A 25,892-nucleotide genomic window follows, 5' to 3' on the forward strand; every position below is an offset into this window, starting at 1 on the left:
CTTCTTTTCTAATCGCTGTGTTTTGTTTTAGTTACTATTTCTAATCTTTGATTTTTATTACGATAATTTCAAAGCAGATTGAGAGTTTTTCCACAGCAACTCAGCTAAATCTGACTCAGGCATGTTTAAATTTTCGGCCAAACTTTGTAAAACATAAGGCAAATTAACAGGGGTATTACGAGTACGCTGTTCAGTTGAGGTTTGACAACAAAGCGGTGTCATATCTGGGCAATCTGTTTCAATCACCAAGTGCTCGGCACCTATAGCATTTACCACAGTATGAAGCTTTTTCGCATTTGGGTTGGTAATTTGCCCCGTTACACCAATTTTAAAACCAAGCTTAATAAGACCCTTTGCCTCTTCTACCCCACCACTAAATGCATGAGCAATGCCTCCCAATTTAAATTTTTGAGATTTTAATATAGCAAGCACATCACCATGCGCTTTTCGAATGTGGAGTAACACTGGTTTTTGATATTGGGTTGCAAGCTCTAACTGATCTGCAAAATATTGTTTTTGCTTTGCATATACGTCTGGCTGCTTATGTTCTTTTAAGAAAGTATCTAAGCCAATTTCACCTACAGCCACGCAGTTTTCTTGCTGCAAGATTTGTTCAAGATGAGTCAAATGCTCTGGTTGATGCTGTTCAATATAAAACGGATGTAAACCTGGTGCTAAATATGAAGCAGGCACATTTTCCCAACTTTTTAACTGATGATGAGTCTGCACCAGCTCATCAAAACGTGACTGCACAAACCCAATTAAGACTAATGCATCTACACCCACCTTTTTAGCGTCGACTGCTAACTGTTGCCGGTCTTCATCAAAATCGGCAACATCAAAATGGGTATGAGTATCAAACAAATGCATTAGCCAGCACTTTTTGCAACTGGTGCCGAAGCTGGTTTAGCTTTAGGCTGTGGCAAATATTCCTCTTTCAACACATCTTGCAATTGATCATAAGGAATGACTAATCGAGGGAGTCCAACCACATATGGTCCAATTTCATACTCACCGTATTGAAGGATTAAACCTTGCTCACTCAACAAGAAGTTATTAGATAATTTAAATGGCCATGCTTGTTCATAGTCAGCAACATTATCAGCTAATTTAGAGTCCGTTACCCATGTCTTAAAGGCTTCATGAGCTAACTTCTCTAAACTTGCTTTTTGCTGAGGGCGTAATAAATCTTCAAGCTTAATTTGCTTTTGTTCTTTTAAATCAAAATTATAATAATGCTGTGCAGCAGAGCCATGAGCCCCTCCTAAATAGCTACTACTATTAAGCACTACAGTTACAACTCTACCTTGAGCCTGCAAAATCTTAGGTTTAACTAAAAGATTAATCTGATGATTACTACTTAAAGCTTTTAACTCATTATCTAGATCAATAAATGAATTTGCATAGCGTTGCACCTGTGTATCAAAGCTATTTTTTTGCTCTGCACCCGCTGCCGCTGAAGCTTCTGCTTTTTGTTCCGCTTGCGTATTCTTAACATCAGGTTCAGCAATTTCTAAAATTTGATTTAATGTATTTAAGATTTGTTGATCTATAATTTTGTCAATAAAAGGAAAATTACTCTGTAAGCGCGCTACCGTAAATTCTGGACAGGTTTTACCATCACAATCAGGTAAAACCACCTTACTAGGAATCGTTTCACCCTTCAAAGTCAACTCTACTGGCTTTTTTTCCTCGACTGCTGGTTTCTGCTGCTCTTGAGAATCCTTAGGATCAGCTTTAGGTTGGCATGCTGCCAAAAATATAGCAGAAGCAAGCAAAGTTAATCGCAGTGAAGCTTTAGAAGATAACATCATATTTTGCCTTTTATTCTAAGGAGATTACGCTATGCCTTTCTAAGAAATTAGCGCATATAAATAGAGGTTGCAAATTCTGCTACCATCTTAAAACATTTGTTCATAAACCTCGGGTTGTAATATTTTTTTGGTCTGTTCTTTAGATAAATAAATATCGAGCTGTGGAGCGTCTTTAGTAATCTGGTTTGCCTGATAATGTAAGCCAACACCTTCTCCATCAAAGAACCAATCTGCCTGCCCCCAATATAAAGTTTTTGGTGCTTCTTTTTTTATGTCAGCAGTCTGCTTTTTTAACCAATCTTGATATGCGACCTGCACCATTTGATGCACAGTCGTTTGCTGATCCTTTTTTAAAACATCTAACAAAGTTAAGCTCTTATGCAGTTTTCGGTCGGCCACAAAAAAGTAATAGCGATCTTTGATCGTGAGCTCTTCTTGCTTGGTATCAAGTCCTAATTGCAATAAAACGTATTGGTTACGCTGCGATGCAATACGGGTATGAAGATGCAATTCGTAAGCCCGATTCTTTGAATATTTATCTTGCCATTCATCAGACTTTTTAACATAAGCATTAATGGCTTGCTGCAAACTTAAGTCTTTTTTCAAATCAATTTGATCTTGAATTACCTTAGCCTGACTTTTCGCGATCCATTCATTTAGCCATACATCTTGGGTCTTTATCGTTTGAATATCGACATCAATACAATTTTTCTTCTCACAAAATGGTAAAGCATAATCAGCTTTTACTTGCTGCAAGTTTAGAAATGGTAGTACTTCAGCTTTCTCTATATTTTGATTTTGGGTAGAAGCTGATTTTATTTGAGAAGATGATGAAGGTTGAGAGCTTTTCCAGACAAAAAGGCAAATAGCCAAAAGTAATATGATTACCGCAACTAAAAGTGCAATAACTGTCTTTCTATTCAAATTCATTTCATCATCCTTTCTTATTTTTCAAAACAAAACAGCTTCTGTTCGAAGCTGTCTGTCAAATCTTAAAGATTAGTGTTCACGTGTGCTACGGAACTGAATATCAGGCCAACGCTCTTGCATAATCTGCAAGTTCACACGACTTGGCGCAAGATAAGTTAAGTGACCACCACCATCTATAGAAAGTTGATCATGTGCTTTTTTCTTAAACTCATTAAGAATCTTGTCATCATCACAATGAATCCAACGCACAGTATTTACACTTACAGGCTCGTAAACACAGTCAACTTTATATTCTTCTTTCAGACGGTAAGCAACCACATCAAACTGAAGTACACCCACAGCACCCACGATCAAATCATTGCTAATTTGTGGCATAAATACCTGAGTTGCGCCTTCTTCAGACAACTCTTTCAAACCTTTTTGCAACTGTTTTGACTTTAATGGATCTTTCAAACGTACACGGCGGAACATTTCTGGAGCAAAGTGAGGAATACCTGTGAAGTGCAAGTTTTCACCGCTAGTGAACGTATCACCAATTTGAATTGTGCCATGGTTATGTAAACCAATAATATCACCTGGCCACGCTTCTTCTAAGTGCTCACGCTCACCCGCAAGGAATGTTAATGCATCACTAATACGAACATCTTTACCAATACGTACATGATTCATTTTCAAACCTTTCTCGTATTTACCTGAGCAAATACGCATAAAGGCAATACGGTCACGGTGTTTCGGATCCATATTTGCTTGAATTTTAAATACGAAACCAGAAAAGCCTTCTTCTTTTGCATCAACAACACGCTCTTGTGTTGGATGAGCTTTAGGTTCTGGTGCCCAATTCATAAATGCATCTAATACATGGTCAACACCAAAGTTACCCAATGCTGTACCAAATAGAACTGGAGTTTGTTTACCTTGTAAAAATAATTCGCGGTCTAAAGGTTCGTTCGCCATTTGTACGAGCTCAAGTGACTCTTCAAAAGACGCCCAAGCCAGCTCACCTACTTTTTCACGGATATCTGCGTGGTCATAACCTTCACGCACTTCAATATCTGTAATCGTTGAGCCAAAGCCTGCTTTGTAGACATACAACTTATTCTCAAGAATGTTGTATACACCCGCAAAATCACGTCCCATCCCTAATGGCCATGTAATAGGTACACAACGAATATTAAGGACATTCTCAATTTCATCCAGCAACTCAAGTGGTTCACGAATCTCACGGTCCATCTTGTTTACAAATGAAATGATAGGAGTGTCACGCATACGACAAACTTCCATCAATTTGATGGTACGTTCTTCGACACCTTTTGCACCGTCAATCACCATAAGTGCCGAGTCAACAGCGGTTAGAGTCCGATAAGTATCTTCAGAGAAGTCTTCATGCCCTGGTGTATCGAGCAAGTTAATAGTATGACCTTTATATGGGAACTGCATAACCGAAGTGGTAATGGAAATTCCACGCTCTTTTTCCATTTCCATCCAGTCAGATGTAGCTGCGCGATCAGATTTACGGCTTTTTACCATCCCTGCAACCTGAATTGCTTTACCCCATAACAGTAATTTCTCTGTCATAGTCGTTTTACCGGCATCAGGGTGGGAAATGATGGCAAATGTGCGGCGTTGAGCAACCTGTGCCGCTAACTCATCTTTAAAACTCATGAAATACACCTACTGCGGAGATTGCAGTGCCAAAGACCTAAAGTCGATCAAAATAAAAATTGGCGTAATTGTAGCAGATTTATAGAAGTGTTTAATGGTTGTTGATAAGCCATGAGCCACTCACAAGCTTTTTAAATACTTTTTTTAAAATGTGGCTTAGCGTCTTAGAAATTTTATAATAAAAAAGCCCATCTGATCGTAGATGAGCTTTTTTAAGAATTAGTAGAATAGTTATGCCAGTTTTTTTTCTTCAATAAATTGGACATCCGCAATTTGTGCATCCCAGAATTCATTCCATAAAGCACAATAATCAATACATAACTTGGTTAAGCTTTCATAATCATCTTTTGTAATTGCTTGCGCTAACGCAAACCAAAGGTCATCTTCATGATCATCGTCAGCAGCCTCAGATGTTTCATCCGTAGATACACCATGTACATGGTAGTAACCACCACCTTCCACATCGATATTTACGAATTTGGTTGCTTGACGTAATGGAGGACTAAAAAGAATGACTTCCTCTTCTGCAACAGCTAACAATGCTACGACATTAATATAACTATCATACGAAGATTCTAAAAATGATCTAACCTGATTAGCGATTTTTGATGGTTTATAATTACGACGATCAAGCTCTGTTAAGCCATAATCATTAAGTAAATCTTCATACAAAGGATAGTGAGCGTATTCAGGATTACCCAGATAGTAGTTATCTTTATCTAATCCCGGACGGAAACCAAATTCATCAAGTATATTTAAACTTAATAATACTCTTGGAAACATTTTAGCTCCAGAATGGAGTTTAGGTTCCAATTGTTTGGTCTGAAATTGTGCTTGTAGTAAAGCATCAGTAAAAATCTGTACAATTGCATGACGATATTCTAAATGAATACGAATTAAACTCGTCTTATCGAGATACCCATTATTTAATACCTCAATCGCCGGATGTTTAGAAACGGGTAATTCCGCAATTTTACTTCTTAACTGTTCGAGAAATTTTAAATTTTCATCCCATTGTTTTGCAGGAATACTACTTCTCATCCCCTGCAATGCTTTTTCTCTTGGATTATTAAAGTCTTCAAATTTTTTTGACATAATCGTTCTCAGTAAAAAGTTTATTCTTATAGTTAAGTTATAGGTCTTATTTTTATTTAAATTTTGCATTCAATTGCTAAAATAAATTCCACAAACCAAAACTTAACAATTTTATATTATGTTTGTTAACTCAACAAATCAACGAATTAATTAATAATTTTTAAAAAAAGTAAAATATTGCCAAGTAGAAACATATATTTTTATTTTTAATAACAAATCAAGATATTGAATAAATATAATTTTTTAAATATGATTAGAGAAAATTTATTTAAGCTTTCATACTTTACAATAGCAGAGTTAATCAAAAATATTTGTGACGGATAAATCGATGTCAAAAAGAGAAAATATTATAACAACAGCCACCTCCCTCTTTAATCAGAAAAGCTACACCTCTATTGGAGTTGACTGTATTATCGCTGAATCAGGCGTTGCAAAAATGACTTTTTATAAGTACTTTTCTTCTAAAGAAAACTTAATTGAAGAATGTCTTCGCCAAAGGAATCAAGAAGTTCAGGCTTCTCTATTTCAAAAAATTAGCAATATTGATGATCCATTGATTAAACTTAAAAGTGTTTTTAACTGGTATATTGACTGGATCAATACAGATGATTTCAATGGTTGTTTATTTAAAAAAGCGACGATCGAAGTCATGCAATTGTATCCCTCTCTTAAAGATCAAGTGAATAAATATCGAGAGTGGATTTACAAATTGGTTTTCTCAATATTTCTAGAATTAGAAATTAAAGATACTCATACACTTACTAGTCTTTTCCTTAATATAATTGATGGAGTTATTATTGATGGTACAATAAATAAATCACAAATTAACTCCCAAAAAACATGGTCTTATATTAAAAAATTTATTAAATTCGAAGCAATTCAAGAGTTCGAAACTGCATAACCTATAAATTAGCTAGAACCCTACATTTTAACAAAAATAAACAATATTTTAATTCGGTGGAGCATAAACCAAACTCCACCACGATCTCTATCTCTTAAAATATTTAAAAATTTAAACAACTATATTTTATAAAAAATAACAATTTATTATACAAACTTAATAATAAATTATATTAATCAATTTTAAACATTGAAACTTATATCCCAAACAATAAACTTATTAGTATTACTTTATACTTGCAGTATATATTCATGAATTATTATATGTAAAATACTCAACTAACTGAAAAACTAATACTATTCACTACTACAAATATATAGGTGTGTTTTAGAAGATAAATTTATTTTAATTAATTATTCTTTAAAGAAAAAAATAAAAAGGAAATGTTATTTTTAAAAATCGATATAGAAAAGATTAAGCGAAGTGAGCGCCTTGAGATTCAATCAGTTGATCGACGTGAACTGGCATTCCCAACAAATAACCTTGGAACTGTTGACACCCTAAACGCGTTAAAATCTCAACCTGTTGCTGGGTTTCCACCCCTTCTGCTGTTACAGTTAAACCTAACTTTTTAGCTAAATGTATAATACTTTCTAGAATAACTTCTTCTTTAGAACCCGGCTTTAAATCAACAATAAAGCCACGATCAATTTTCAACTCATCTACAGGTAAATCTTTTAAATACAAAAAGCTTGAATGGCCTGTTCCAAAATCATCAATTGCGACCCGAATACCCATATCACGTAGCCGCTCACAAGCTCGAATGCTCAAGTCAATATGACGCATTGCTGTCGATTCAGTAATTTCAACAATTAAATGGTGAGGTTGAATCTGGTATTTTTTTAATAATCCTTCGAGCGTACTAAATAATTTTTTATTTTCGAACTGTAGTGCAGATAAGTTTACTGCAACTGGGTAAAATGGAATGTTACTACGTTCCCACTGTTGAATTTGCAGGCAAGCTTGCTCAAGCGCCCAATACCCCATTGGAATGATCAAACCCGTTTTTTCTGCCCCTTCTATGAACATATGTGGTGTGAGTATTCCTAAAGCAGGATGATTCCAACGGATTAATGCCTCAACACCACAGATTTCAAGATTCGTATTAAATTTTGGTTGGTAATATAGGATGAACTGCTTTTCTTCTACGGCCTTATAAAGATCATTGATCAGTTTTGACTGACTTCTTGTTTCTTGTTGATGGGTTGAATAACTAAAGATGGTGTAAGTATTTCGGCCTTGTTCTTTAGACATAAGCATCGCGGCATCAGCGTTCATGAGTAAGTCCTGAACATTTTGTCCGTGCTCAGGAAATAGTGCCACCCCTAAACTTGCAGAGATATTAATTTCTTTACCAGAAATTTGATAACTTTCCTGAATCAGCTGTAAAACTTTCTCAGCCAAAATAACTGCTTCATCGGCATTTGTATTTTCGGCAATAAGCAAAAACTCATCACCGCCAATTCTAAGCAGTTTACATTTCTCATTGAGTTGCCAGTGTAAGCGGTTTGCCATCTGAATCAGTAATTGATCACCCACATGATGTCCAAATGCATCATTCACCGATTTAAATCGGTCTAAGTCAATGTATAAGAAAGCAATTTTCTGGTCTTTGTACCGATGATCTGAGAGTAACACTTCAGCATAATCCACCAAATAAAGGCGGTTAGGCAATTTGGTTAGATTGTCTTGTATAGATAGGTTAGCTAATTCTTTGTTTGCCTTACGTAGCTCTAAATTCTGTTGAGTAAGGCGTTGCTCTAACATTGCAACAATAAAACTTGCTACGAGTACCAAACATGTAACCAGAATAATTGTGAATAATAATAAGTCATGCTCAGCCTGATATTGGCTAATAAACTTATCAGTAATATTCGTCGCAATAAGCGCTGTGTAGTGCATCCCCATAATACTTAAGGTCATCATAACCGAAAATGCGATTTTTAAAGTTAAGCGATATCGTTCAGTATCTTTTAATTTATAGGCGAGTAAAAACGCTAGCCCTGAACCGCTCATTGCAATTAATACAGAAAATAAGAGTAAAAACGAAGTGTAATCTTTTTTATAAACATTCATATTCCAACCTAGCATGCTAATGTAATATGAGGCTGAAATTCCAATTCCCATAATAATCGAGCTCAAAATGAGTCTAAACAAAGGGAGTGTAAAACGCGAAGTCAGCCACATCGCAATGCAAGATAACAACGCACTGATAGCATAAGAAATTGCAATTAAAGGAATATTAGAGTGAGCAGTATCAAACAGATGATAAGCTTGTATACCAACAATATGGACGATACTAATTGCTAATGCGAGTAGTAGTCCGTTAATAAATAAAATTAAGGACTCAAATTTCTTATAGACTTGCTTGAATATTAGCTGCTCCATGGAAATTACAATATAGCAAATGAAGCCAGCTGCAATAAAAGAGCCGACGATCAATGTGCTATCGTAATCAATATGACCCATATTGGACTTCCATGATTATTCAATACTTTTTTTTATTTTGTTCAACTCATTGCCCAAAATACAATTAAACATGTTAAAGAAATTTTAGTAAATTTGACTTATTCAGTCAGTTATAAACAATAACATTATCTATCTTTTGGTCAAGTATTTTTTACTTTATAAATCAATAAAGTAAATAAAAATTAAGCAGCCAATTATATGAAAAATATAGAATTTATTTAATCTAGTCAAGTGGGCCTAATCGCAACTTTCACATTCAAATAAAATAGTATAAATAAAGAACCCTGCTTAAAGCAGGGTTCTTTTAAAGCGTTTGATAAAGAAAATTAGTTCTTTTCTTTATCTACGATTTTATTTGCTTGAATCCTGAATAGGAATCAAGAAAGCAGCGCTTTCTTCCTACGCAAGGAGCGAGGACTAGTAGAGCATTGCTCTACCCGAGCACAAGAGCGAAGTTTTACTTCGCTAACGCACGTTTCAAGCTAAAGAGAAATCTTAGTTTTTCTCTTTATCTACGATCTTGTTTGCTTGAATCCAAGGCATCATCGCACGTAACTTATTACCAGTTACTTCAATACCATGTGCAGCATTTTGACGACGACGAGCTGTCATAGATGGGTAGTTCAACGCACCTTCTTGAATGAACATCTTAGCATATTCACCAGATTGAATACGTTTCAATGCATTACGCATTGCTTCACGAGACTGTTCGTTAATAACTTCAGGACCAGTTACGTATTCGCCGTACTCAGCGTTATTAGAAACTGAGTAGTTCATGTCAGCGATACCGCCTTCGAACATTAAGTCAACGATCAATTTAAGTTCGTGTAAGCATTCAAAGTAAGCCATTTCTGGTGCATAACCAGCTTCAACTAAAGTTTCGAAGCCCATTTTCACTAATTCAACCGCACCACCACAAAGAACTGCTTGCTCACCGAATAAGTCAGTTTCAGTTTCTTCACGGAATGAAGTTTCAATAATACCTGTACGGCCGCCGCCTACGCCAGAAGCATAAGAAAGAGCAACGTTACGTGCATTACCAGAAGCATCTTGGTGAATTGCGATTAGGTCAGGAACACCTGAACCACGTTGGAACTCTGAACGTACAGTGTGACCAGGTGCTTTTGGAGCAACCATGATTACGTCTAAATCTTTACGTGGAACAACTTGGTTGTAAAGAACAGAGAAACCATGAGCAAATGCAAGAGTCGCGCCTTCTTTGATGTTTGGCTCAATCACGTCACGGTAAAGTTGTGATTGGAATTCATCTGGAGTCAAAATCATTACGAGGTCAGCTTGCTTAACAGCAGCAGGAACTTCTGCAACTTTAAGACCTGCATTTTCAGCTTTCTTCCAAGAAGCTGAATCTGCACGTAAACCTACAGTTACGTCTACGCCTGAGTCTTTAAGGTTAAGTGCATGAGCATGACCTTGAGAACCGTAACCAATAATCGCTACTTTCTTGCCTTGGATGATTGATAAGTCACAGTCTTTATCGTAAAAAATTTGCATTTGTGTTCTCCGCTAAAATACTTTTTAAAAAATTAAATGGCTAATACTTTTTCGCCACGGGCGATACCAGATACACCTGAACGAACAACTTCTAGAATAGTGTTTTCTGCAAGCGCATCGATAAAACCATCTAATTTTTCAGTTGTCCCTGCTATTTGAATGGTATAGGTAGTTGGTGTCACGTCTACAATCTGCGCACGGAAAATATCCGCAGTACGCTTAATTTCGGCACGTGAAGCTCCTAATGCTTTTACTTTGATTAGCATAAGTTCACGTTCGATGTGTGCACCTTCTGATAAGTCAACTACTTTTACAACTTCAACAAGTTTATTGAGCTGCTTAGTAATCTGTTCAATCTTATGGTCATCACCATAAGTTGTTAATGTTAAGCGTGACAAAGTTGGATCTTCGGTTGGCGCAACATTCAGTGTTTCAATGTTATATCCACGTTGGCTAAATAAACCAACAAGGCGAGAAAGCGCACCAGCTTCGTTTTCAACGAGTACAGAAATAATATGTCTCATTATGTACGCTCCCCTTTACCTAACCACATATCCTTCATAGACTGACCTGCGATCAGCATTGGATAAACATGTTCCGTGCGATCAACCATGACATTAATGAATACACATTTATCATTAATCGCCATTGCTTCAGCAAGCTTCGACTCTAGCTCATCAGCATGATCAATCTGAATACCAACGTGACCATAAGCCTCCATCAACTTGCCAAAATCAGGCAATGATTCAACGTATGAGCTTGAGTGACGACCTTCATAGTTCATATCTTGCCACTGCTTCACCATACCTAAAGCACGGTTATTCAAGCACAAGATCTTCACATTCATGCCGTATTGCTTACATGTTGAAAGCTCTTGAATACACATTTGAATTGAAGCTTCGCCAGTAATACAAACAACTTGTTGATCAGGGAAAGCAAGCTTAGCAGCCATTGCATAAGGTAAACCTACGCCCATGGTGCCTAAACCGCCTGAGTTAATCCATTGACGTGGACGTTTGTATTTGTAATACAACGCACCAAACATTTGGTGTTGGCCAACATCCGAAGTAATAATGGCATCACCATTAGTGACTTTATATAAAGCTTCAACAACTTGCTGCGGCTTCATTGTGCCATCAGTCGGGGTTTCAAACTTTAAGCCATGAACTTTACGCCATTCATTAATTTGATCCCACCACGCAGCAATTGCTTCAGGGTTTGGCTTAGACACATTTAATTGTTTCAATTGCGTCAACATTTCCTGTAGTACAGGCTCAACTGCCCCTACAATTGGAATGTGCGCCATAATTGTTTTTGAAATGCTCGCCGGATCAATATCAATATGAATAACTTTAGCATTCACACAGAATTTTGCTGGGTTATTGGTTACCCGGTCATCAAAACGCGCACCAATTGCAAGAATGACGTCAGCATTATGCATCGCCATATTTGCTTCATAAGTACCGTGCATACCCAACATGCCCACAAACTGTGGATCATCGCCAGGGAAGCCACCAAGGCCCATAAGTGTGTTAGTCACCGGATAACCGAGTAAATGCGCGAGTTCAGTCAATAATGCTGATGCATTACCTTGAACAACGCCACCACCCGTATAAATTACAGGGCGTTTTGCACTTAAAAGCTCATCAATCGCTTTACGAATTTGGCCAGAATGACCACGTGAAGGTGGTTGGTAAGAACGCATCTTCACTTTTTCAGGATATTCGTACGCAAATTTTTCTGCAGGATTTGTCGCATCTTTAGGAATATCGACGACAACTGGACCAGGGCGACCACTTGCTGCGATATAAAATGCTTTTTTGATAATTGCAGGGATTTCGCTTGCATGACGAACTTGGAAGCTGTGTTTCACGATAGGACGTGAAATACCCACCATATCAGTTTCCTGGAAAGCGTCTTCACCAATAAGATGTGATGCAACCTGGCCAGACAAAATCACCATCGGGATTGAGTCCATATAAGCTGTTGCAATTGGAGTTACTGTATTGGTTGCGCCAGGTCCAGAAGTGACCAGTACTACGCCAGTCTTACCTGTAGCACGCGAGTAAGCATCTGCCATATGACCAGCAGCTTGTTCATGACGTACGAGGTAATGATTAATTTTGTCTTGTTGAAATAGCGCATCATAAATATGTAATACAGCGCCGCCTGGATAACCAAAAACATGTTCAACGCCTTCGTCCGCAAGAGCACGAACGAGCATTTCACCACCAGATAAAAGTTCCAACGTGATTCACCCTAAAATCTTTATCACTATTTATGGAAGGCACAAATAGTGTTTCATTCATTGAATTGTCTGCACTGTTATAGCACACATATTGTCTAGTTTTCGTTGCAATAGAAAAATTTCTGTTTTTCAGCCGTATAAGCTTTTTTAACATTAATAAAGCATGTCTGGATATACATACTTTAAGTAAAATCAATCTCTCGGCTAGAGAGAATGTCTATTACAAAACATGACGGTTATTCGAAGGGTGATCAAATAATCGCATATAAAACTAAAGGAAGCATTTTTGTTGTTTAATTCACTAAAGTCAAGATTAAAGAAACACTTTTCTATGATTATTTTTTAACTGACTATTTTTTCATCTTATTTGATTTTTCCACTTTTCTTTTTTTATGGCTACCCCGCTTTTTTCAGGTTTATTCTTGTTTAATTTTTAACGGAAAATAAATCTATCCCAAAACTGCATTTTTGTCGATTTTGCGCTATGCTGTGCAACAATCTTTAATATCAATTTTTGTTGTATAGCTTACGTCTATGACTATTTCTCACATTGACCCCGAATATCAAGCAAACACGATTGAACCATCAGTTCAACAAGATTGGGAAAATCGTAAAGTCTTTAAAGTTGCCGACACTGTCGAAGGTAAACATCGCTACATCCTGTCAATGTTTCCTTACCCAAGTGGCAAGCTGCATATGGGGCATGTGCGTAACTATACAATTGGCGATGTGATTAGCCGTTTCTACCGTTTAAAAGGTGAAACCGTACTACAACCTATGGGTTGGGATGCATTCGGTTTACCTGCGGAAAACGCAGCAATTGCCCATAAAGTTGCTCCAGCAAAATGGACATTTGAAAACATTGCTTACATGCGTGATCAATTAAAAAAATTAGGTCTATCTGTAGACTGGGATCGCGAATTTGCAACTTGTACACCAGAATATTATCACTGGGAGCAATGGTTATTTGTTCAGCTTTATAAAAAAGGCCTAATCTACCGTAAACTTTCAACAGTAAACTGGGATCCTGTTGACCAAACTGTTTTAGCAAACGAGCAAGTTGAAAATGGTCGTGGCTGGCGCTCAGGTGCATTGGTTGAAAAACGCGATATTCCAATGTACTACTTCCGTATTACGGACTATGCACAAGAATTATTAGACGACCTAGACACCCTACAAGACGGCTGGCCTCAACAAGTGTTGACCATGCAACGTAATTGGATTGGTCGCTCTACAGGCATGGAAATTACTTTCCCATCTGCCAATACCGAAATTTATGCTGATGGCTTAACTGTTTATACAACACGTGCTGACACGCTAATGGGCGTGACATATGTTGCCGTTGCAGCAGAACACCCTCTTGCGCTTAAAGCTGCTGAAAACAACCCTGAATTGGCTGAATTTATTGAAGAGTGCCGCATGGGTTCAGTTGCAGAAGCAGACTTGGCAACAGCCGAGAAAAAAGGCATGGCAACTGGCTTGTTTGTAAAGCACCCTGTAACTGGTGAAGAGCTTCCTGTCTGGATCGCAAACTACGTATTAATGTCTTATGGTTCTGGCGCAGTTATGGCTGTACCGGCGCATGACGAACGTGATTTTGAATTTGCTAACAAGTTCAATTTGCCAATTAAGCAAGTGATTGATGCTAAAGGTGCTGACGATGCAGATTATTCTGCTACCGAGTGGCAAGAATGGTACGGTTCTAAAGAAGGTAAACTTGTTAACTCTGGCGAGTTTGACGGTCTAGAATTCCAAGCTGCATTCGATGCATTCCTTGCAAAATTAGAACCACAAGGTTTAGCAAATTCTAAAGTTCAATTCCGTTTACGTGACTGGGGTGTTTCTCGTCAACGTTACTGGGGTTGTCCAATTCCAATGATTAACTGTGATACTTGTGGTCAAGTCACAGTTCCAGAAGACCAGCTTCCGGTTGTATTACCAACTGACGTTGTTCCAGATGGTTCAGGTAATCCGCTTAATAAAATGCCTGAATTCTATGAAACTAAATGTCCTTGCTGTGGCGGCGATGCACGTCGTGAAACAGATACCTTGGATACTTTCGTAGAGTCATCTTGGTACTACGCACGCTATGCATCTCCAGACTTTACTGGCGGTATGGTTAAACCTGAAGCAGCTCAAAACTGGCTTCCTGTAAACCAATATATTGGTGGTGTTGAACACGCGATTCTCCACTTACTTTATGCACGTTTCTTCCATAAATTGATGCGTGATGAAGGTGTTGTACAAGGTAATGAGCCATTTACCAACTTGTTAACTCAAGGCATGGTGCTTGCAGATACATTCTATCGTGAAGCAGAAAATGGTAAGAAAACTTGGTTTAACCCTGCTGATATCGAATTAGAACGCGATGAAAAAGGTCGTATTGTTTCTGCAAAATATTCAGGTGATGGTCAAGAAGTTGTGATCGGCGGACAAGAAAAAATGTCTAAGTCGAAAAACAATGGTATCGACCCACAAGCGATTATTGATCAATACGGCGCAGACACAGCACGTGTATTTATGATGTTCGCTGCTCCACCAGATCAATCTTTAGAATGGTCTGATGCAGGTATCGAAGGTGCAAACCGTTTCTTAAAACGTGTGTGGCGCCTTGTGGCAAGCTTCCTTGAAAAAGGCAACCAAGCTTCTACAATTGATGCTGCTAACTTGTCTAAAGATGCTCAAGATTTACGTCGTAAAACTCACGAAACTATTCAAAAAGTAAGTGATGATATCGAACGTCGTCATGCATTCAATACTGCGATTGCTGCTTTGATGGAATTGTTAAATGCAAGCAATAAGTTTGAAGCAAAAGATGACAACGATGTTGCTGTAGAACGTGAAGCGATCACCACGCTGTTAACTTTACTTGCTCCATTTGCACCGCACTTAAGTCAAACATTATTGGCTCAGTTTGGTACGGATGTAACAGCAGCAACATTCCCTGAAGTCGATGCTTCTGCATTAACTCGTAATACGCAAACGATTGTTGTACAGGTTAACGGTAAACTTCGCGGTAAACTTGAAGTTTCTGTTGATATTTCTAAAGAAGATCTATTAGCTCAAGCTAAGGCCCTTCCAGAAGTTCAACAATTCTTAACAGGACCAACAAAGAAAGAAATTGTGGTTCCAAATAAATTAGTTAACCTCGTGGTTTAATTAAAGTTATTAATGAGAGGATCAAGCATGCACTTTGCCAAACGTTTAGCCGCTGTTGTTTTAACCTTAGGCCTTAGTGCAGGCTTAGTCGGGTGTGGATTTCATTTAAAAGGAACCAACCCGACTGCAACTCCGCTTGTTTATAAAAAGTTAAGCCTTGAGTTACCAGCTAAAACTGATGATTTAGAAACCCAGTTAAAAGTTTATTTGGCTGCAAATGGTGTTCAATTCAGTAATGATAATGATGCCTATGTACTCCGTGTTTTAGAGTACACACCACGTCGTCAGCTTTTAAACGGAAAACTAACGGAAGTATTATTACGCTTAACCGTAACCTTCCAGATTGAAGACCGTCAAGGTAACAAAATTACTGAACCACGTTCATTAACTGCATCTCGTAGTTATCAATATGATCTTGCAACGGTTAACACCGAAAATCAGCAAGAATCTTATTTACAACGTATTGTAATTGATGACATTGCACAACAAATTACTCGTCAGATTTCAGCAAACCGCTTACCAAAAGCTCAACCTTAATCTCCAGTTTTATCAGCAATGAAAATTGACTATTTGCAAGCATTAAAACGCATTCCGGAAGCACGAGGTGCGTGGATTTTACATGGCCAAGAACCTTTGCTGGAACAAAATTTATTAGATGCTTTTCGTAAAAGTTGGCAACAACAAGAAGTTGAAAGACAGCGCTACGATATTAGTAGTGTAAGCGACTGGAAAAATGTTTTTAACGCTCTTAACAGCTTATCTTTATTTTCTCAGCAGCTTGCCATTGAAGTACATGGCAATATAAAGCCTGACGCAAATGGGCTAAAACAACTTAAAAGTTATATCCAACATAATGAAACTAACTTACTTTTAATTGTTTTACCTAAACAAGATAGTAGTAGTTTAAAGTCTGCTTTTTTCCAAGTTGTTGAAGCAAATGGTGTTGTCGTTGCCCTTACGGCAAACTATCCGCAAGACCGCCAAAGAATTTTATCTGCCGAAGCAGAGAAACTTGAAATTCAACTTGATAATGATGCCTGGCAATGGCTCATGCAGCATCATGAACATAATTTGCTCGCAGCTAAAAATAGCTTGATGCGTGTAAGAGATACTTTTCCAGACCAGCAACTAATTCAAATTGAACAGTTGTATGCTTGTTTACAAGATCAGTCTCGTTACACCACTTATGATTTAAGCGATGCTTTATTAGAAGGTAATCTCGCTCAGTCCATTAAGATTTTTCAATATTTAATTGCAGCTGGTGAGCCAGAAAGTCTGATCTTATGGACACTAAGTAAAGAAATGCGTTTATTGATGCAATTATTTGAGCAGCCTCATAATGCATTACAACTTGGTATCTGGAAAACAAAGGTTGGTTTATATCAACAAGCTTTAAGAAGATTAAATCCTCAACAGTTTTTAGGCTGGTCTACCCTTCTATTGCAAGTAGATGCAGCAATTAAAGGAATGTCGAATGAAAATGCCCAACATTTGATGCAGCAAGCGATTGCTGAATTATGTGGGAAAACACTATTTATACAATAATTCGGCCGAATCATTTTTCTTCATTCCTGAAATATCATAAAAATTCACGTTTTATCCTCATTTCGCTTTTATACTAAATTAAATTTTAAACTTTTCGACCTCTCACCATGCCAAAAATAAAGCCAATCAAACTTGTTATTATCATCGTCTGTATAGCCATTATTGCTGTATTAGCTTGGAAATTTTTAAAGCCTAAAGAGCAGCAGCCTCAATATATTACAGCTGAGGTAACACGCGGAGATATTGAAAATAATGTCCTTGCAACAGGTACACTTGATGCAACCAAACTGATTAGTGTGGGTGCACAGGTATCTGGTCAGGTCAAAAAGATGTATGTACAGTTGGGCGATCAAGTGAAACAAGGTCAACTTATCGCACAAATTGACTCAACCACCCAAGAAAATAGTTTAAAAACTTCTGATGCGAATATTAAAAATTTAGAAGCGCAGCGCCTTCAACAAGTTGCTTCTTTAAATGAAAAACAACTTGAATACCGCCGTCAGCAACAAATGTATGCGCAAGATGCAACACCTCGTGCAGATTTAGAATCGGCTGAGGCAAGCTATAAAACAGCTCAAGCACAAATCAAAGCATTAGATGCGCAAATCGAATCTGCAAAAGTGACAAGATCTACGGCGCAAACCAATATTGGTTACACACGTATTGTTGCTCCAACCGATGGTACGGTTGTCGCGATTGTGACCGAAGAAGGCCAAACTGTAAACGCAAACCAAAGCGCTCCAACAATTGTCAAAATTGCAAAACTACAAAACATGACGATTAAGGCGCAGGTGAGTGAAGCTGACATTATGAAAGTTGAAAAAGGACAACAGGTTTACTTTACAACTTTAGGTGATGAAACTAAGCGCTATGCAACATTACGTCAGATTGAACCAGCTCCAGACTCAATTTCTAGCGAATCAACAAGTACAACAAGCTCAACAACCAGTTCAGCTGTTTACTATAATGCGTTATTCGATGTGCCAAATACTGATGGTAAATTGCGTATTGATATGACAGCACAAGTTTATATCGTATTAGATTCAGCTAAAAATGCCCTGCTCGTTCCTTCATCAGCACTGAGTTCTAAACAATTTTCAGGCCAAAGAAAATCTGGTCAATCTACAGATAAAGCTGCTTCGACTCCAAATACAGAAAGAAAAAATTCAGGTAGTGGTGTTCGTTTAGAACGTTTAAATTTAACTGCTGAACAAAAACAACTGGTTGAGCAAGGTAAATTAACGTTAAGTGTTGTACGTGTATTACAAGCCGATGGCACAACTAAACCGACTCAGATTTTGGTAGGTATTAACAACCGTGTAAATGCGCAAGTTCTTGCGGGCTTAAAACAAGGTGATCAAGTTGTGATTGCCGATAGTGCAGATACTTCTGCTGCATCAGCAAATAGTAGTAATAACCGTCGCCGTAGTGGCCCAATGGGAATGTAAGCATGACAAAACAAGCTTTGCTTGAAGTCAGCAATCTAGTCCGGGAATTCCCTGCTGGCGAAAGCACGATACAAATTTTAAAAGGCATTGACCTGACCATTTATGAAGGTGAACTGGTTGCCATTGTCGGCCAGTCTGGTTCTGGTAAATCGACCCTCATGAATATTCTGGGTTGTTTGGACCGACCTACGAGTGGTAGTTACAAAGTTAATGGACAAGAAACAGGTAAACTTGAGCCAGATCAACTCGCTCGACTACGCCGTGAATATTTTGGTTTTATTTTCCAGCGCTACCATTTATTGGGTGATTTATCTGCTGAAGGTAACGTAGAAGTTCCAGCTGTTTATGCAGGTGTTACCCCTTCTGAACGTAAACAACGCGCAACGGCTTTACTGACCGAATTAGGTTTAGGTACTAAAACCCTCAATAGACCAAGCCAACTTTCTGGTGGTCAGCAGCAACGTGTTTCTATTGCCCGTGCGCTGATGAATGGCGGAGACGTTATTCTGGCAGATGAACCAACAGGGGCGCTTGACTCTCATAGTGGTGTTGAGGTGATGCGTATTTTGCGTGAACTCAATGCCGCAGGTCACACTATTATTTTAGTCACCCACGATATGCAAGTTGCAAAAAATGCGACTCGCATTATCGAGATTAGTGACGGAGAAATTATTAGTGACCGCCCTAATGTTCCAGATCAAGCAGCTGAACCAATCAAATCTGATCCTGATGCAGCGCCTGCTTTGCAAGGTAAACAGAAGAAAGGCAAAAGTATTTCTGCATGGCGCTCTACTTTAGATCGTTTATCTGAAGCCTTTCAAATGGCTTTACTGTCTATGAATGCCCACCGCATGCGTACTTTTTTAACCATGCTTGGGATTATCATTGGTATTGCATCGGTTGTTACAGTTGTCGCATTAGGTAAAGGCTCTCAACAGCAAATTTTAAGCAATATTAGCAGTCTGGGAACAAATACGATTACGGTATTTCAGGGCCGTGGTTTTGGTGACAACTCTAAAACTGCAAGTTTTAAAACCTTGGTGCCTGCCGATGCCGATGCGTTAATGACTCAACCGTATGTCAGTGCAGTCAGCCCAATCGTTAGTACATCCAAAACCATGCGTTACCAACAAAATGAAGCGAACGCGACCATTAATGGTGTGAGTAATGATTATTTCGATGTGAAAGGTTTGGTCTTTAAAGATGGACAAACTTTTGATCAACGTAGTGTTCGTGATCGCTCACAGGATGTGGTCATTGATACTAATACTCAAAAGCAGTTCTTTAGTGACGGTACCAACCCTATTGGTCAAGTAGTGTTACTCGGTAGTGTACCTGCTCGTATTATTGGGGTTGTAGAACCGCAAACGAGCGGCATGGGCTCAGATGACACTTTAAATGTCTATATGCCTTATACAACCGTGATGAGCCGTATGTTAGGACAATCTAATGTACGTAATATCGTGGTTCGTATTAATGACAAATATTCAACTGCTGCCGCAGAAAATGCGATTGTGAATTTATTAACCCAGCGCCATGGTGCACAAGATATTTTCACCATGAACAGTGACAGTATCCGTCAGACTATTGAGAAAACAACCAGCACGATGACCCTTCTGGTTTCAGCAATTGCCGTAATTTCATTGGTCGTTGGTGGTATCGGGGTAATGAATATTATGTTGGTTTCGGTGACTGAACGTACTCAGGAAATTGGCGTACGTATGGCCGTAGGTGCGCGTCAAAGTGATATTTTGCAGCAATTCCTAATTGAAGCAATTTTGGTGTGTTTAATTGGTGGTGTGCTTGGCGTCTTACTATCGCTTGGCCTTGGACAACTCATTAATAAATTTGCTGGCGGTAACTTTAGCGTGGCTTATTCAAGCACTTCTATTATTGCAGCATTTGTCTGTTCAACACTGATTGGGGTCGTTTTTGGTTTCTTACCAGCCAAGAATGCCGCGAAACTTGACCCTGTTGCCGCACTATCTCGAGAATAAGGAAAATTGCATGTCTTTCTCTATGACTAAACTCAGCACAGCACTTCTTCTCACAAGTTCTCTTGTAGGATGTGCAGCTGTAGTAAAAACACCTTATGAAACACCTGCAGTACAAGTTCCGGGTAGTTTTCAGTATGACACAACAAAAACAAAAACCATGTCTGCCAATCAATATTCTGACCGTTGGTGGACACTCTTTAACGACGCACAGCTCAATCAGCTTGTAAGCAATGTATTAGAGCGTAACAGTGATTTAGCAGTTGCAGGTATTGCTTTAAAGCAAGCCCGTCTACAAGCTGATTTAACCGCTAATAAGCAAGGCTTGCGAACTAGCTCTAGTGTTTCTACTGGACATTCTTTCGATTTAAATTCGGGAGATGACAGCGCTAATGGTCTTTCCATGAGTGCGGGAGTAAGCTATGAGCTTGATTTGTTTGGCAAGCTTGCACGCCAAACCGAAGCAAGTAAATGGGAAGCTTTAGCGACAGAACAAGATTTACAAGCTACTGGGCAAAGTTTAATTGCAACTACTGCCAAACTTTATTGGCAACTGGGTTATTTAAATGAGCGTTATACAACCGCACAGCAAAGTCTAGCAACCTCTCAAAAGCTTTATGACTTGGTACAGATTCAATATAAAGCTGGTGCCGTTTCCGGTGTAGATCTGACTCAAGCAGAACAGTCGGTACAGAGTCAAAAAGCGAGTTTAAGTCAGATTGAACAACAACTGGTTGAAACACGCACAGCCATTGCAGTGTTATTGCATGAACCATTGCAGCAATTAAACATTCAAGAGCCAAAGCGTTTACCATGCACTGCTCTACCTGCAATTGGTGCTGGTTTACCTGCCGATATTTTATCGCGCCGTCCTGATTTGCAAGCAAGTGAGCTACGCTTAAGAAAAGCATTAGCGACTAAAGATGCTACTAAGGCGAGCTACTACCCGTCGATTAGCTTAACCAGCAGTCTAGGCTCAAGCAGCACATCGTTAACAGAGTTATTACGAAACCCTGCTCTCACGCTTGGTGCAAGTTTAAGCTTACCGTTTTTGCAATATAACGATATGAAGAAAGATATCGCGATTAGCAATCTGGATTATGAAAAAGCGATTATTCAATATCGTCAAACGCTTTATCAGGCTTTTGCTGATGTAGAAAATGCTTTATCGAGTCGTACAGAACTCGACAAACAAGTAGTGTTACAGGAGCGTAATGTTGAACTTGCAGAAAAAACTGAACGTTTAACCGAAGTCCGTTACCGTTATGGTGCTGTCGCATTAAAAACACTTCTTGATGCTCAGCAAACCACACGTACTGCACGGTTAAGCCTCGTTGAAACCAAGCAAAGCCAATACAACGCGTATGTCACCCTCATGCAAGCTTTAGGTGGTTCACCTGTAAAAGAACTTCCTCAGTAACTTGCGCCCATAAAAAAGCCGTAGTCCTTCAACTACGGCTTTTTTTATGCCTGAATAAATTTCGAAACTTATTCATCATCCATCATAGATTGGCTCATACCTACAGTATTGAAACCAGCATCCACATATAGAATTTCACCAGTAATACCTGAAGCCCAAGGTGAGCATAGGAATAATGCTGCGTTACCTACTTCTTCAATGGTTACGTTACGTTTTAATGGCGCAACTTTTTCATTAGCATCTAACATTTTACGGAAAGATTTAATACCAGAAGCAGCCAAAGTACGGATTGGACCCGCAGAAATCGCGTTTACACGGATACCATCAACGCCAAGGCTTGATGCTAAATAGCGAACACCAGCTTCTAAAGACGCTTTTGCCATACCCATAACGTTATAGTTAGGCATAACACGCTCAGAACCTTGGTAAGTCAAAGTCAATAAACAACCTTGACGAGCTTGTAATAGAGGTTTTGCAGCACGTGCCATTGCAACAAAGCTGTATGCACTGATGTCATGAGCAACTTTAAAACCTTCACGGTCAGTCACGTCAGTAAAATCACCATCAAGTGTATGTGCAGGTGCGAAGCCAATTGAGTGTACAACACCGTCTACACCATCCCAATGTTTTGCAAGTTCTGCAAATGCATTATCAATTTCAGCATCAACAGCAACATCACATGGAAACACAAGCTTAGAACCGAATTGCTCAGCAAATTCATCCACACGTTTTTTTAATTTTTCGTTTGGATAAGTAAACGCAAGCTCTGCACCTTCACGATGTAATGCTTGGGCAATACCAAAAGCAATTGATAATTTACTAGCAACGCCTGCAATCAAAAAGCGCTTACCTGCTAAAAGTCCTTGTGTCATGCCGATCTCACTCAAAACAATTTCAAGCATAATGCCAATATTCGGCGGTTTTCGAAATTGCATAATGCATCTTTTTTCAAAAATCGCACGAAAAAAAATCGCTCCTGATAAGGAGCGACTTCTAGATGAATTCAATCTTAGTCGTCAGACAGTAAGCCTAGTAAACGTAAGAAAGAAATATACATCCACACTAAAGTTGCAAGTAATGCGATACCACACAACCATTCCATGAATTTTGGTGCACGATAAGCTGCATTAGTTTCAATTAAATCAAAATCTAAAATCAGGTTAAGTGAAGCAATGACAGCGACAAATGCAGCAAAACCAATACCTAACCAGTTACTTTCAAAAATATAAGGAACGCTTGAACCAAAAGCTAAACGCATGACCATCTGCACGATAAATACAATAAAGATTGCCAAAGATGCAGAGATTACAACTGACTTAAACTTTTCAGTTGCGCGGATAATTTGGAATTTATATAAACCAAACATCACCAAAGTGGTGACAAAGGTCGCTAATAAAGCCTGAAGTGGAACACCTGGGTATTTCAACTGGAAAGTAAACGAAATACCACCTAAAAAAGCCCCTTCAAATAAGGCATACGGAATTGCCAATGTTGGCGCAGTCGTTGGTTTAAAGGTTGTAATTAAAGCTAAAACCAAGCCACCGATTGCACCCACAATTGAAGCTGCGTAAGCAATACCAACATTTACAGTAAAGGCTGCATAGAAAAATAAAGCGACACCCACCGCAGCTGCAATGACCGTCAACATAACAGATTTTTGAATCGCACCTTGCACAGTCATCGGTTGACTATAGTCACTGACCGTTTCAACGCGAGTCAGTATCGGGTTATTACTTTGCATAAATGCTCTCTTTTTATAATAAAAATTTAAAACATCATTTTAAGCAAAATGAATATGAAAGCCAAATCAGGCGATCGGCATTATTGTAACAATGTCCTTTATACAATAAAAAAGGAGGCATAAGCCTCCTTTCATATCACGTCTACAATGTAATCAATCTTTACCATCAGTATTCATAATAAAGAAATATTCGCGGTAATATTTCAACTCTGAAATTGAGTCACGAATATCATCCATTGCCAAATGAGATGCATTCTTTTTCAGGCCACTCATAATTTCAGGGCGCCAGCGTTTTGAAAGCTCTTTTACCGTAGATACATCAAGATTACGATAGTGGAAATACTGCTCAAGTTCAGGCATAAGACGGTGTAAGAAACGGCGATCCTGACAGATTGAATTGCCGCACATTGGTGAAACTTTTGGATTCACCCATTTTTTTAGGAATTCTAAAGTTTGTAACTCAGCATCACGGGCTGTTAACTTACTGCGACGAACTCGTTCAATCAGACCAGACTGCCCATGTTGACGAGTGTTCCATTCATCCATTGCATTTAAAATACGATCAGGTTGATGAATAGCCAAAACTGGACCTTCGGCAAGTACATTTAAATGATCATCTGTAATAATTGTTGCGATTTCAATAATTTGATCATTATCGGTATCTAATCCGGTCATTTCCAGATCAATCCAAATTAATCGTGTATTTAAAGTACTGCTCATGAATGTACGTTCTAAAATGCCGTAAAAACATCAATAGTAGCAAATTTCTTGCTTCCGCGCTGTAATTCTATAGCTGCTTCATGCTATTTTTGCGGTCTTCAAACAATGGTTTTTTTGGGATATGAATGGCTTTAATTCGTAAGCGTCGTTTAACTGAACAACAGCAACGTCGTATTGAAAAACAGCATAAAACTCGCCAAGAAGAGATCGATACTTCACAGGATCTAGACGGACTCGTTGTACAACATTATGGCCGTCAACTTGAAGTACAAGCCCTCTCTGTGCCTGAACATCACCCAGAAAAACCACAAGTTGCCGAAGGAGAACCAGAACCATTCTGGAAGCCGATCGAGCTCGATAGTGTTTGGCGTTGCCATACTCGAACTAATCTTGAGTTACTTGTAACTGGTGATCGTGTTAAATGGCAGGCAGACCCAAATACGGGTTTAGGCATTATTACAGCCATTCACCCACGTACATCTTTACTTACCCGCCCTGACCGCTATCACAAAGTTAAACCAGTGGCCGCAAATATCAGTTTGATTGTGATTGTATTTTCACCGCTTCCTGAACCCGCTCCAACGCTCATCGATCGATATTTAGTTGCTTGTGCAGATGCAAACATTCCCGCTCTTTTGGTCCTCAATAAGTCTGATTTACTCACTGAAAATGACCCAATTCTTACCCTATTAGAAGAATATAAAACGTTGGGTTATGAGGTGATGATTTGTCAGTCCAAGAAGGGAGATATCTCTGCTTTATCTGAGCGTTTAGATGGTGAAACCGTAGCATTTGTAGGGCAATCAGGTGTAGGAAAAAGCTCTTTAATTAATGTGCTCATTCCAGATGCAGAGCAAAAAACTAATGTTATTTCTGAAAACTCTGCACTTGGACAACATACGACAACCTCTACGCGCTTAATCAACTTCGGTAAAAATGGTGCCTTAATTGATTCTCCGGGAATTCGTGAGTTTGGGCTTTGGCATCTCGATTTAGAAAAAATTCGTATGGGCTTTCCTGACATTGCAGCACATCTAGGATCTTGCCAATTCCGTAATTGCACACATACTCATGAAAAGAATTGTGGGCTTAAACAGGCCGTTGAAGCGGGTGAAATTTTGCCACGACGACTAGATAGCTTTTTGCGTTTAATCGATGAGATTCAAGAAGCGCAGCAAAAAAACTGATTTTCTGCCCTATTTGCCCTTGAAGTGGTGATTTTGATCACCATCTA

General features: G+C 38.6%; 20 protein-coding genes. 8 read left to right on the forward strand and 12 right to left on the reverse strand.

Going from position 1 to position 25,892, the window contains the following annotated elements; translation table 11 throughout:
* Positions 1-57: 57 nt before the first annotated feature.
* The 5 genes from RFW85_RS11020 to RFW85_RS11040 form a co-directional block, all read right to left on the reverse strand.
* Complete coding sequence (locus RFW85_RS11020) at positions 58-870, reverse strand: TatD family hydrolase (protein WP_170247658.1); 813 nt, start codon at positions 868-870, stop codon at positions 58-60.
* Positions 870-1,811, reverse strand: coding sequence for an RsiV family protein (locus RFW85_RS11025; RefSeq protein WP_170247657.1), 942 nt, complete (start codon positions 1,809-1,811; stop codon positions 870-872). The genes RFW85_RS11020 and RFW85_RS11025 overlap by 1 nt, the downstream gene beginning before the upstream one ends.
* A gap of 90 nt (positions 1,812-1,901) precedes the next feature.
* Positions 1,902-2,744 (reverse strand): hypothetical protein, encoded by an 843-nt coding sequence (locus tag RFW85_RS11030; RefSeq protein ID WP_170247656.1) that lies wholly within the window; start codon positions 2,742-2,744, stop codon positions 1,902-1,904.
* A gap of 69 nt (positions 2,745-2,813) precedes the next feature.
* On the reverse strand, positions 2,814-4,406 hold the full coding sequence (locus tag RFW85_RS11035; protein ID WP_170247655.1) for a peptide chain release factor 3: 1,593 nt from the start codon (positions 4,404-4,406) through the stop codon (positions 2,814-2,816).
* A gap of 231 nt (positions 4,407-4,637) precedes the next feature.
* Positions 4,638-5,501, reverse strand: a complete 864-nt coding sequence (locus RFW85_RS11040; protein WP_170247654.1) for a hypothetical protein — start codon at positions 5,499-5,501, stop codon at positions 4,638-4,640.
* A 328-nt stretch (positions 5,502-5,829) separates the two neighbouring features.
* Here RFW85_RS11040 and RFW85_RS11045 point away from each other — a divergent pair, with 328 nt between their 5' ends.
* Entirely contained in the window at positions 5,830-6,402 is a 573-nt protein-coding gene (locus tag RFW85_RS11045; protein WP_170247653.1) for a TetR/AcrR family transcriptional regulator, read from the forward strand.
* A gap of 414 nt (positions 6,403-6,816) precedes the next feature.
* Here the strand turns inward: RFW85_RS11045 and RFW85_RS11050 are convergent, their stop codons facing one another.
* From RFW85_RS11050 to RFW85_RS11065, 4 genes are all read right to left on the reverse strand, one after another.
* On the reverse strand, positions 6,817-8,871 hold the full coding sequence (locus RFW85_RS11050; protein WP_170247652.1) for an EAL domain-containing protein: 2,055 nt from the start codon (positions 8,869-8,871) through the stop codon (positions 6,817-6,819).
* A 495-nt stretch (positions 8,872-9,366) separates the two neighbouring features.
* Entirely contained in the window at positions 9,367-10,383 is a 1,017-nt protein-coding gene (ilvC, locus tag RFW85_RS11055; RefSeq protein WP_170247651.1) for a ketol-acid reductoisomerase, read from the reverse strand.
* A 32-nt stretch (positions 10,384-10,415) separates the two neighbouring features.
* Positions 10,416-10,907, reverse strand: a complete 492-nt coding sequence (ilvN, locus tag RFW85_RS11060) for an acetolactate synthase small subunit (RefSeq protein ID WP_170247650.1) — start codon at positions 10,905-10,907, stop codon at positions 10,416-10,418.
* Positions 10,907-12,631 (reverse strand): acetolactate synthase 3 large subunit, encoded by a 1,725-nt coding sequence (locus tag RFW85_RS11065; protein WP_005079103.1) that lies wholly within the window; start codon positions 12,629-12,631, stop codon positions 10,907-10,909. Before RFW85_RS11065 ends, ilvN begins: the two co-directional genes overlap by 1 nt.
* Positions 12,632-13,165: 534 nt before the next feature.
* On the opposite strand from RFW85_RS11065, the gene leuS reads away from it, so the two are divergent.
* From leuS to RFW85_RS11095, 6 genes are all read left to right on the forward strand, one after another.
* Positions 13,166-15,790, forward strand: a complete 2,625-nt coding sequence (gene leuS, locus RFW85_RS11070) for a leucine--tRNA ligase (protein ID WP_170247649.1) — start codon at positions 13,166-13,168, stop codon at positions 15,788-15,790.
* A gap of 27 nt (positions 15,791-15,817) precedes the next feature.
* Positions 15,818-16,327: an LPS assembly lipoprotein LptE gene (gene lptE, locus RFW85_RS11075; protein WP_002115142.1), complete on the forward strand. Its 510-nt coding sequence runs from the start codon at positions 15,818-15,820 to the stop codon at positions 16,325-16,327.
* Between the two features lie 18 nt (positions 16,328-16,345).
* Entirely contained in the window at positions 16,346-17,335 is a 990-nt protein-coding gene (gene holA / locus RFW85_RS11080) for a DNA polymerase III subunit delta (RefSeq protein WP_017398822.1), read from the forward strand.
* Positions 17,336-17,442: 107 nt separating this feature from the next.
* On the forward strand, positions 17,443-18,783 hold the full coding sequence (locus RFW85_RS11085; protein WP_170247648.1) for a MacA family efflux pump subunit: 1,341 nt from the start codon (positions 17,443-17,445) through the stop codon (positions 18,781-18,783).
* Positions 18,784-18,785: 2 nt separating this feature from the next.
* Positions 18,786-20,780, forward strand: coding sequence for a MacB family efflux pump subunit (locus RFW85_RS11090; RefSeq protein ID WP_002114873.1), 1,995 nt, complete (start codon positions 18,786-18,788; stop codon positions 20,778-20,780).
* A gap of 22 nt (positions 20,781-20,802) precedes the next feature.
* Complete coding sequence (locus tag RFW85_RS11095) at positions 20,803-22,197, forward strand: efflux transporter outer membrane subunit (RefSeq protein ID WP_170247705.1); 1,395 nt, start codon at positions 20,803-20,805, stop codon at positions 22,195-22,197.
* A gap of 68 nt (positions 22,198-22,265) precedes the next feature.
* Here RFW85_RS11095 and RFW85_RS11100 read toward each other — a convergent pair whose 3' ends face one another.
* The 3 genes from RFW85_RS11100 to orn form a co-directional block, all read right to left on the reverse strand.
* Complete coding sequence (locus RFW85_RS11100; RefSeq protein WP_031944198.1) at positions 22,266-23,069, reverse strand: enoyl-ACP reductase; 804 nt, start codon at positions 23,067-23,069, stop codon at positions 22,266-22,268.
* Between the two features lie 137 nt (positions 23,070-23,206).
* On the reverse strand, positions 23,207-23,938 hold the full coding sequence (locus tag RFW85_RS11105; protein ID WP_170247647.1) for a Bax inhibitor-1/YccA family protein: 732 nt from the start codon (positions 23,936-23,938) through the stop codon (positions 23,207-23,209).
* A 153-nt stretch (positions 23,939-24,091) separates the two neighbouring features.
* Positions 24,092-24,658 (reverse strand): oligoribonuclease, encoded by a 567-nt coding sequence (gene orn / locus RFW85_RS11110; protein ID WP_000099436.1) that lies wholly within the window; start codon positions 24,656-24,658, stop codon positions 24,092-24,094.
* Between the two features lie 125 nt (positions 24,659-24,783).
* On the opposite strand from orn, the gene rsgA reads away from it, so the two are divergent.
* On the forward strand, positions 24,784-25,845 hold the full coding sequence (rsgA, locus tag RFW85_RS11115; RefSeq protein WP_033849397.1) for a ribosome small subunit-dependent GTPase A: 1,062 nt from the start codon (positions 24,784-24,786) through the stop codon (positions 25,843-25,845).
* Positions 25,846-25,892 lie beyond the last annotated feature (47 nt).

Origin of the sequence: Acinetobacter sp. 12966 (genome assembly GCF_031196995.1) — a bacterium.
In the GTDB taxonomy this organism is placed as follows: Bacteria; Pseudomonadota; Gammaproteobacteria; order Pseudomonadales; family Moraxellaceae; genus Acinetobacter; species Acinetobacter geminorum.

Excerpts from the sequence above, each read along its gene's own strand:
- RFW85_RS11020 (WP_170247658.1), bottom strand. The coding sequence starts at position 870 with ATGCATTTGTTTGATACTCATACCCATTTTGATGTTGCCGATTTTGAT.
- RFW85_RS11025 (WP_170247657.1), bottom strand. The coding sequence starts at position 1,811 with ATGTTATCTTCTAAAGCTTCACTGCGATTAACTTTGCTTGCTTCTGCT.
- RFW85_RS11030 (WP_170247656.1), bottom strand. The coding sequence starts at position 2,744 with ATGAATTTGAATAGAAAGACAGTTATTGCACTTTTAGTTGCGGTAATC.
- RFW85_RS11035 (WP_170247655.1), bottom strand. The coding sequence starts at position 4,406 with ATGAGTTTTAAAGATGAGTTAGCGGCACAGGTTGCTCAACGCCGCACA.
- RFW85_RS11040 (WP_170247654.1), bottom strand. The coding sequence starts at position 5,501 with ATGTCAAAAAAATTTGAAGACTTTAATAATCCAAGAGAAAAAGCATTG.
- RFW85_RS11045 (WP_170247653.1), top strand. The coding sequence starts at position 5,830 with ATGTCAAAAAGAGAAAATATTATAACAACAGCCACCTCCCTCTTTAAT.
- RFW85_RS11050 (WP_170247652.1), bottom strand. The coding sequence starts at position 8,871 with ATGGGTCATATTGATTACGATAGCACATTGATCGTCGGCTCTTTTATT.
- ilvC (WP_170247651.1), bottom strand. The coding sequence starts at position 10,383 with ATGCAAATTTTTTACGATAAAGACTGTGACTTATCAATCATCCAAGGC.
- ilvN (WP_170247650.1), bottom strand. The coding sequence starts at position 10,907 with ATGAGACATATTATTTCTGTACTCGTTGAAAACGAAGCTGGTGCGCTT.
- leuS (WP_170247649.1), top strand. The coding sequence starts at position 13,166 with ATGACTATTTCTCACATTGACCCCGAATATCAAGCAAACACGATTGAA.
- lptE (WP_002115142.1), top strand. The coding sequence starts at position 15,818 with ATGCACTTTGCCAAACGTTTAGCCGCTGTTGTTTTAACCTTAGGCCTT.
- holA (WP_017398822.1), top strand. The coding sequence starts at position 16,346 with ATGAAAATTGACTATTTGCAAGCATTAAAACGCATTCCGGAAGCACGA.
- RFW85_RS11085 (WP_170247648.1), top strand. The coding sequence starts at position 17,443 with ATGCCAAAAATAAAGCCAATCAAACTTGTTATTATCATCGTCTGTATA.
- RFW85_RS11090 (WP_002114873.1), top strand. The coding sequence starts at position 18,786 with ATGACAAAACAAGCTTTGCTTGAAGTCAGCAATCTAGTCCGGGAATTC.
- RFW85_RS11095 (WP_170247705.1), top strand. The coding sequence starts at position 20,803 with ATGACTAAACTCAGCACAGCACTTCTTCTCACAAGTTCTCTTGTAGGA.
- RFW85_RS11100 (WP_031944198.1), bottom strand. The coding sequence starts at position 23,069 with ATGACACAAGGACTTTTAGCAGGTAAGCGCTTTTTGATTGCAGGCGTT.
- RFW85_RS11105 (WP_170247647.1), bottom strand. The coding sequence starts at position 23,938 with ATGCAAAGTAATAACCCGATACTGACTCGCGTTGAAACGGTCAGTGAC.
- orn (WP_000099436.1), bottom strand. The coding sequence starts at position 24,658 with ATGAGCAGTACTTTAAATACACGATTAATTTGGATTGATCTGGAAATG.
- rsgA (WP_033849397.1), top strand. The coding sequence starts at position 24,784 with ATGGCTTTAATTCGTAAGCGTCGTTTAACTGAACAACAGCAACGTCGT.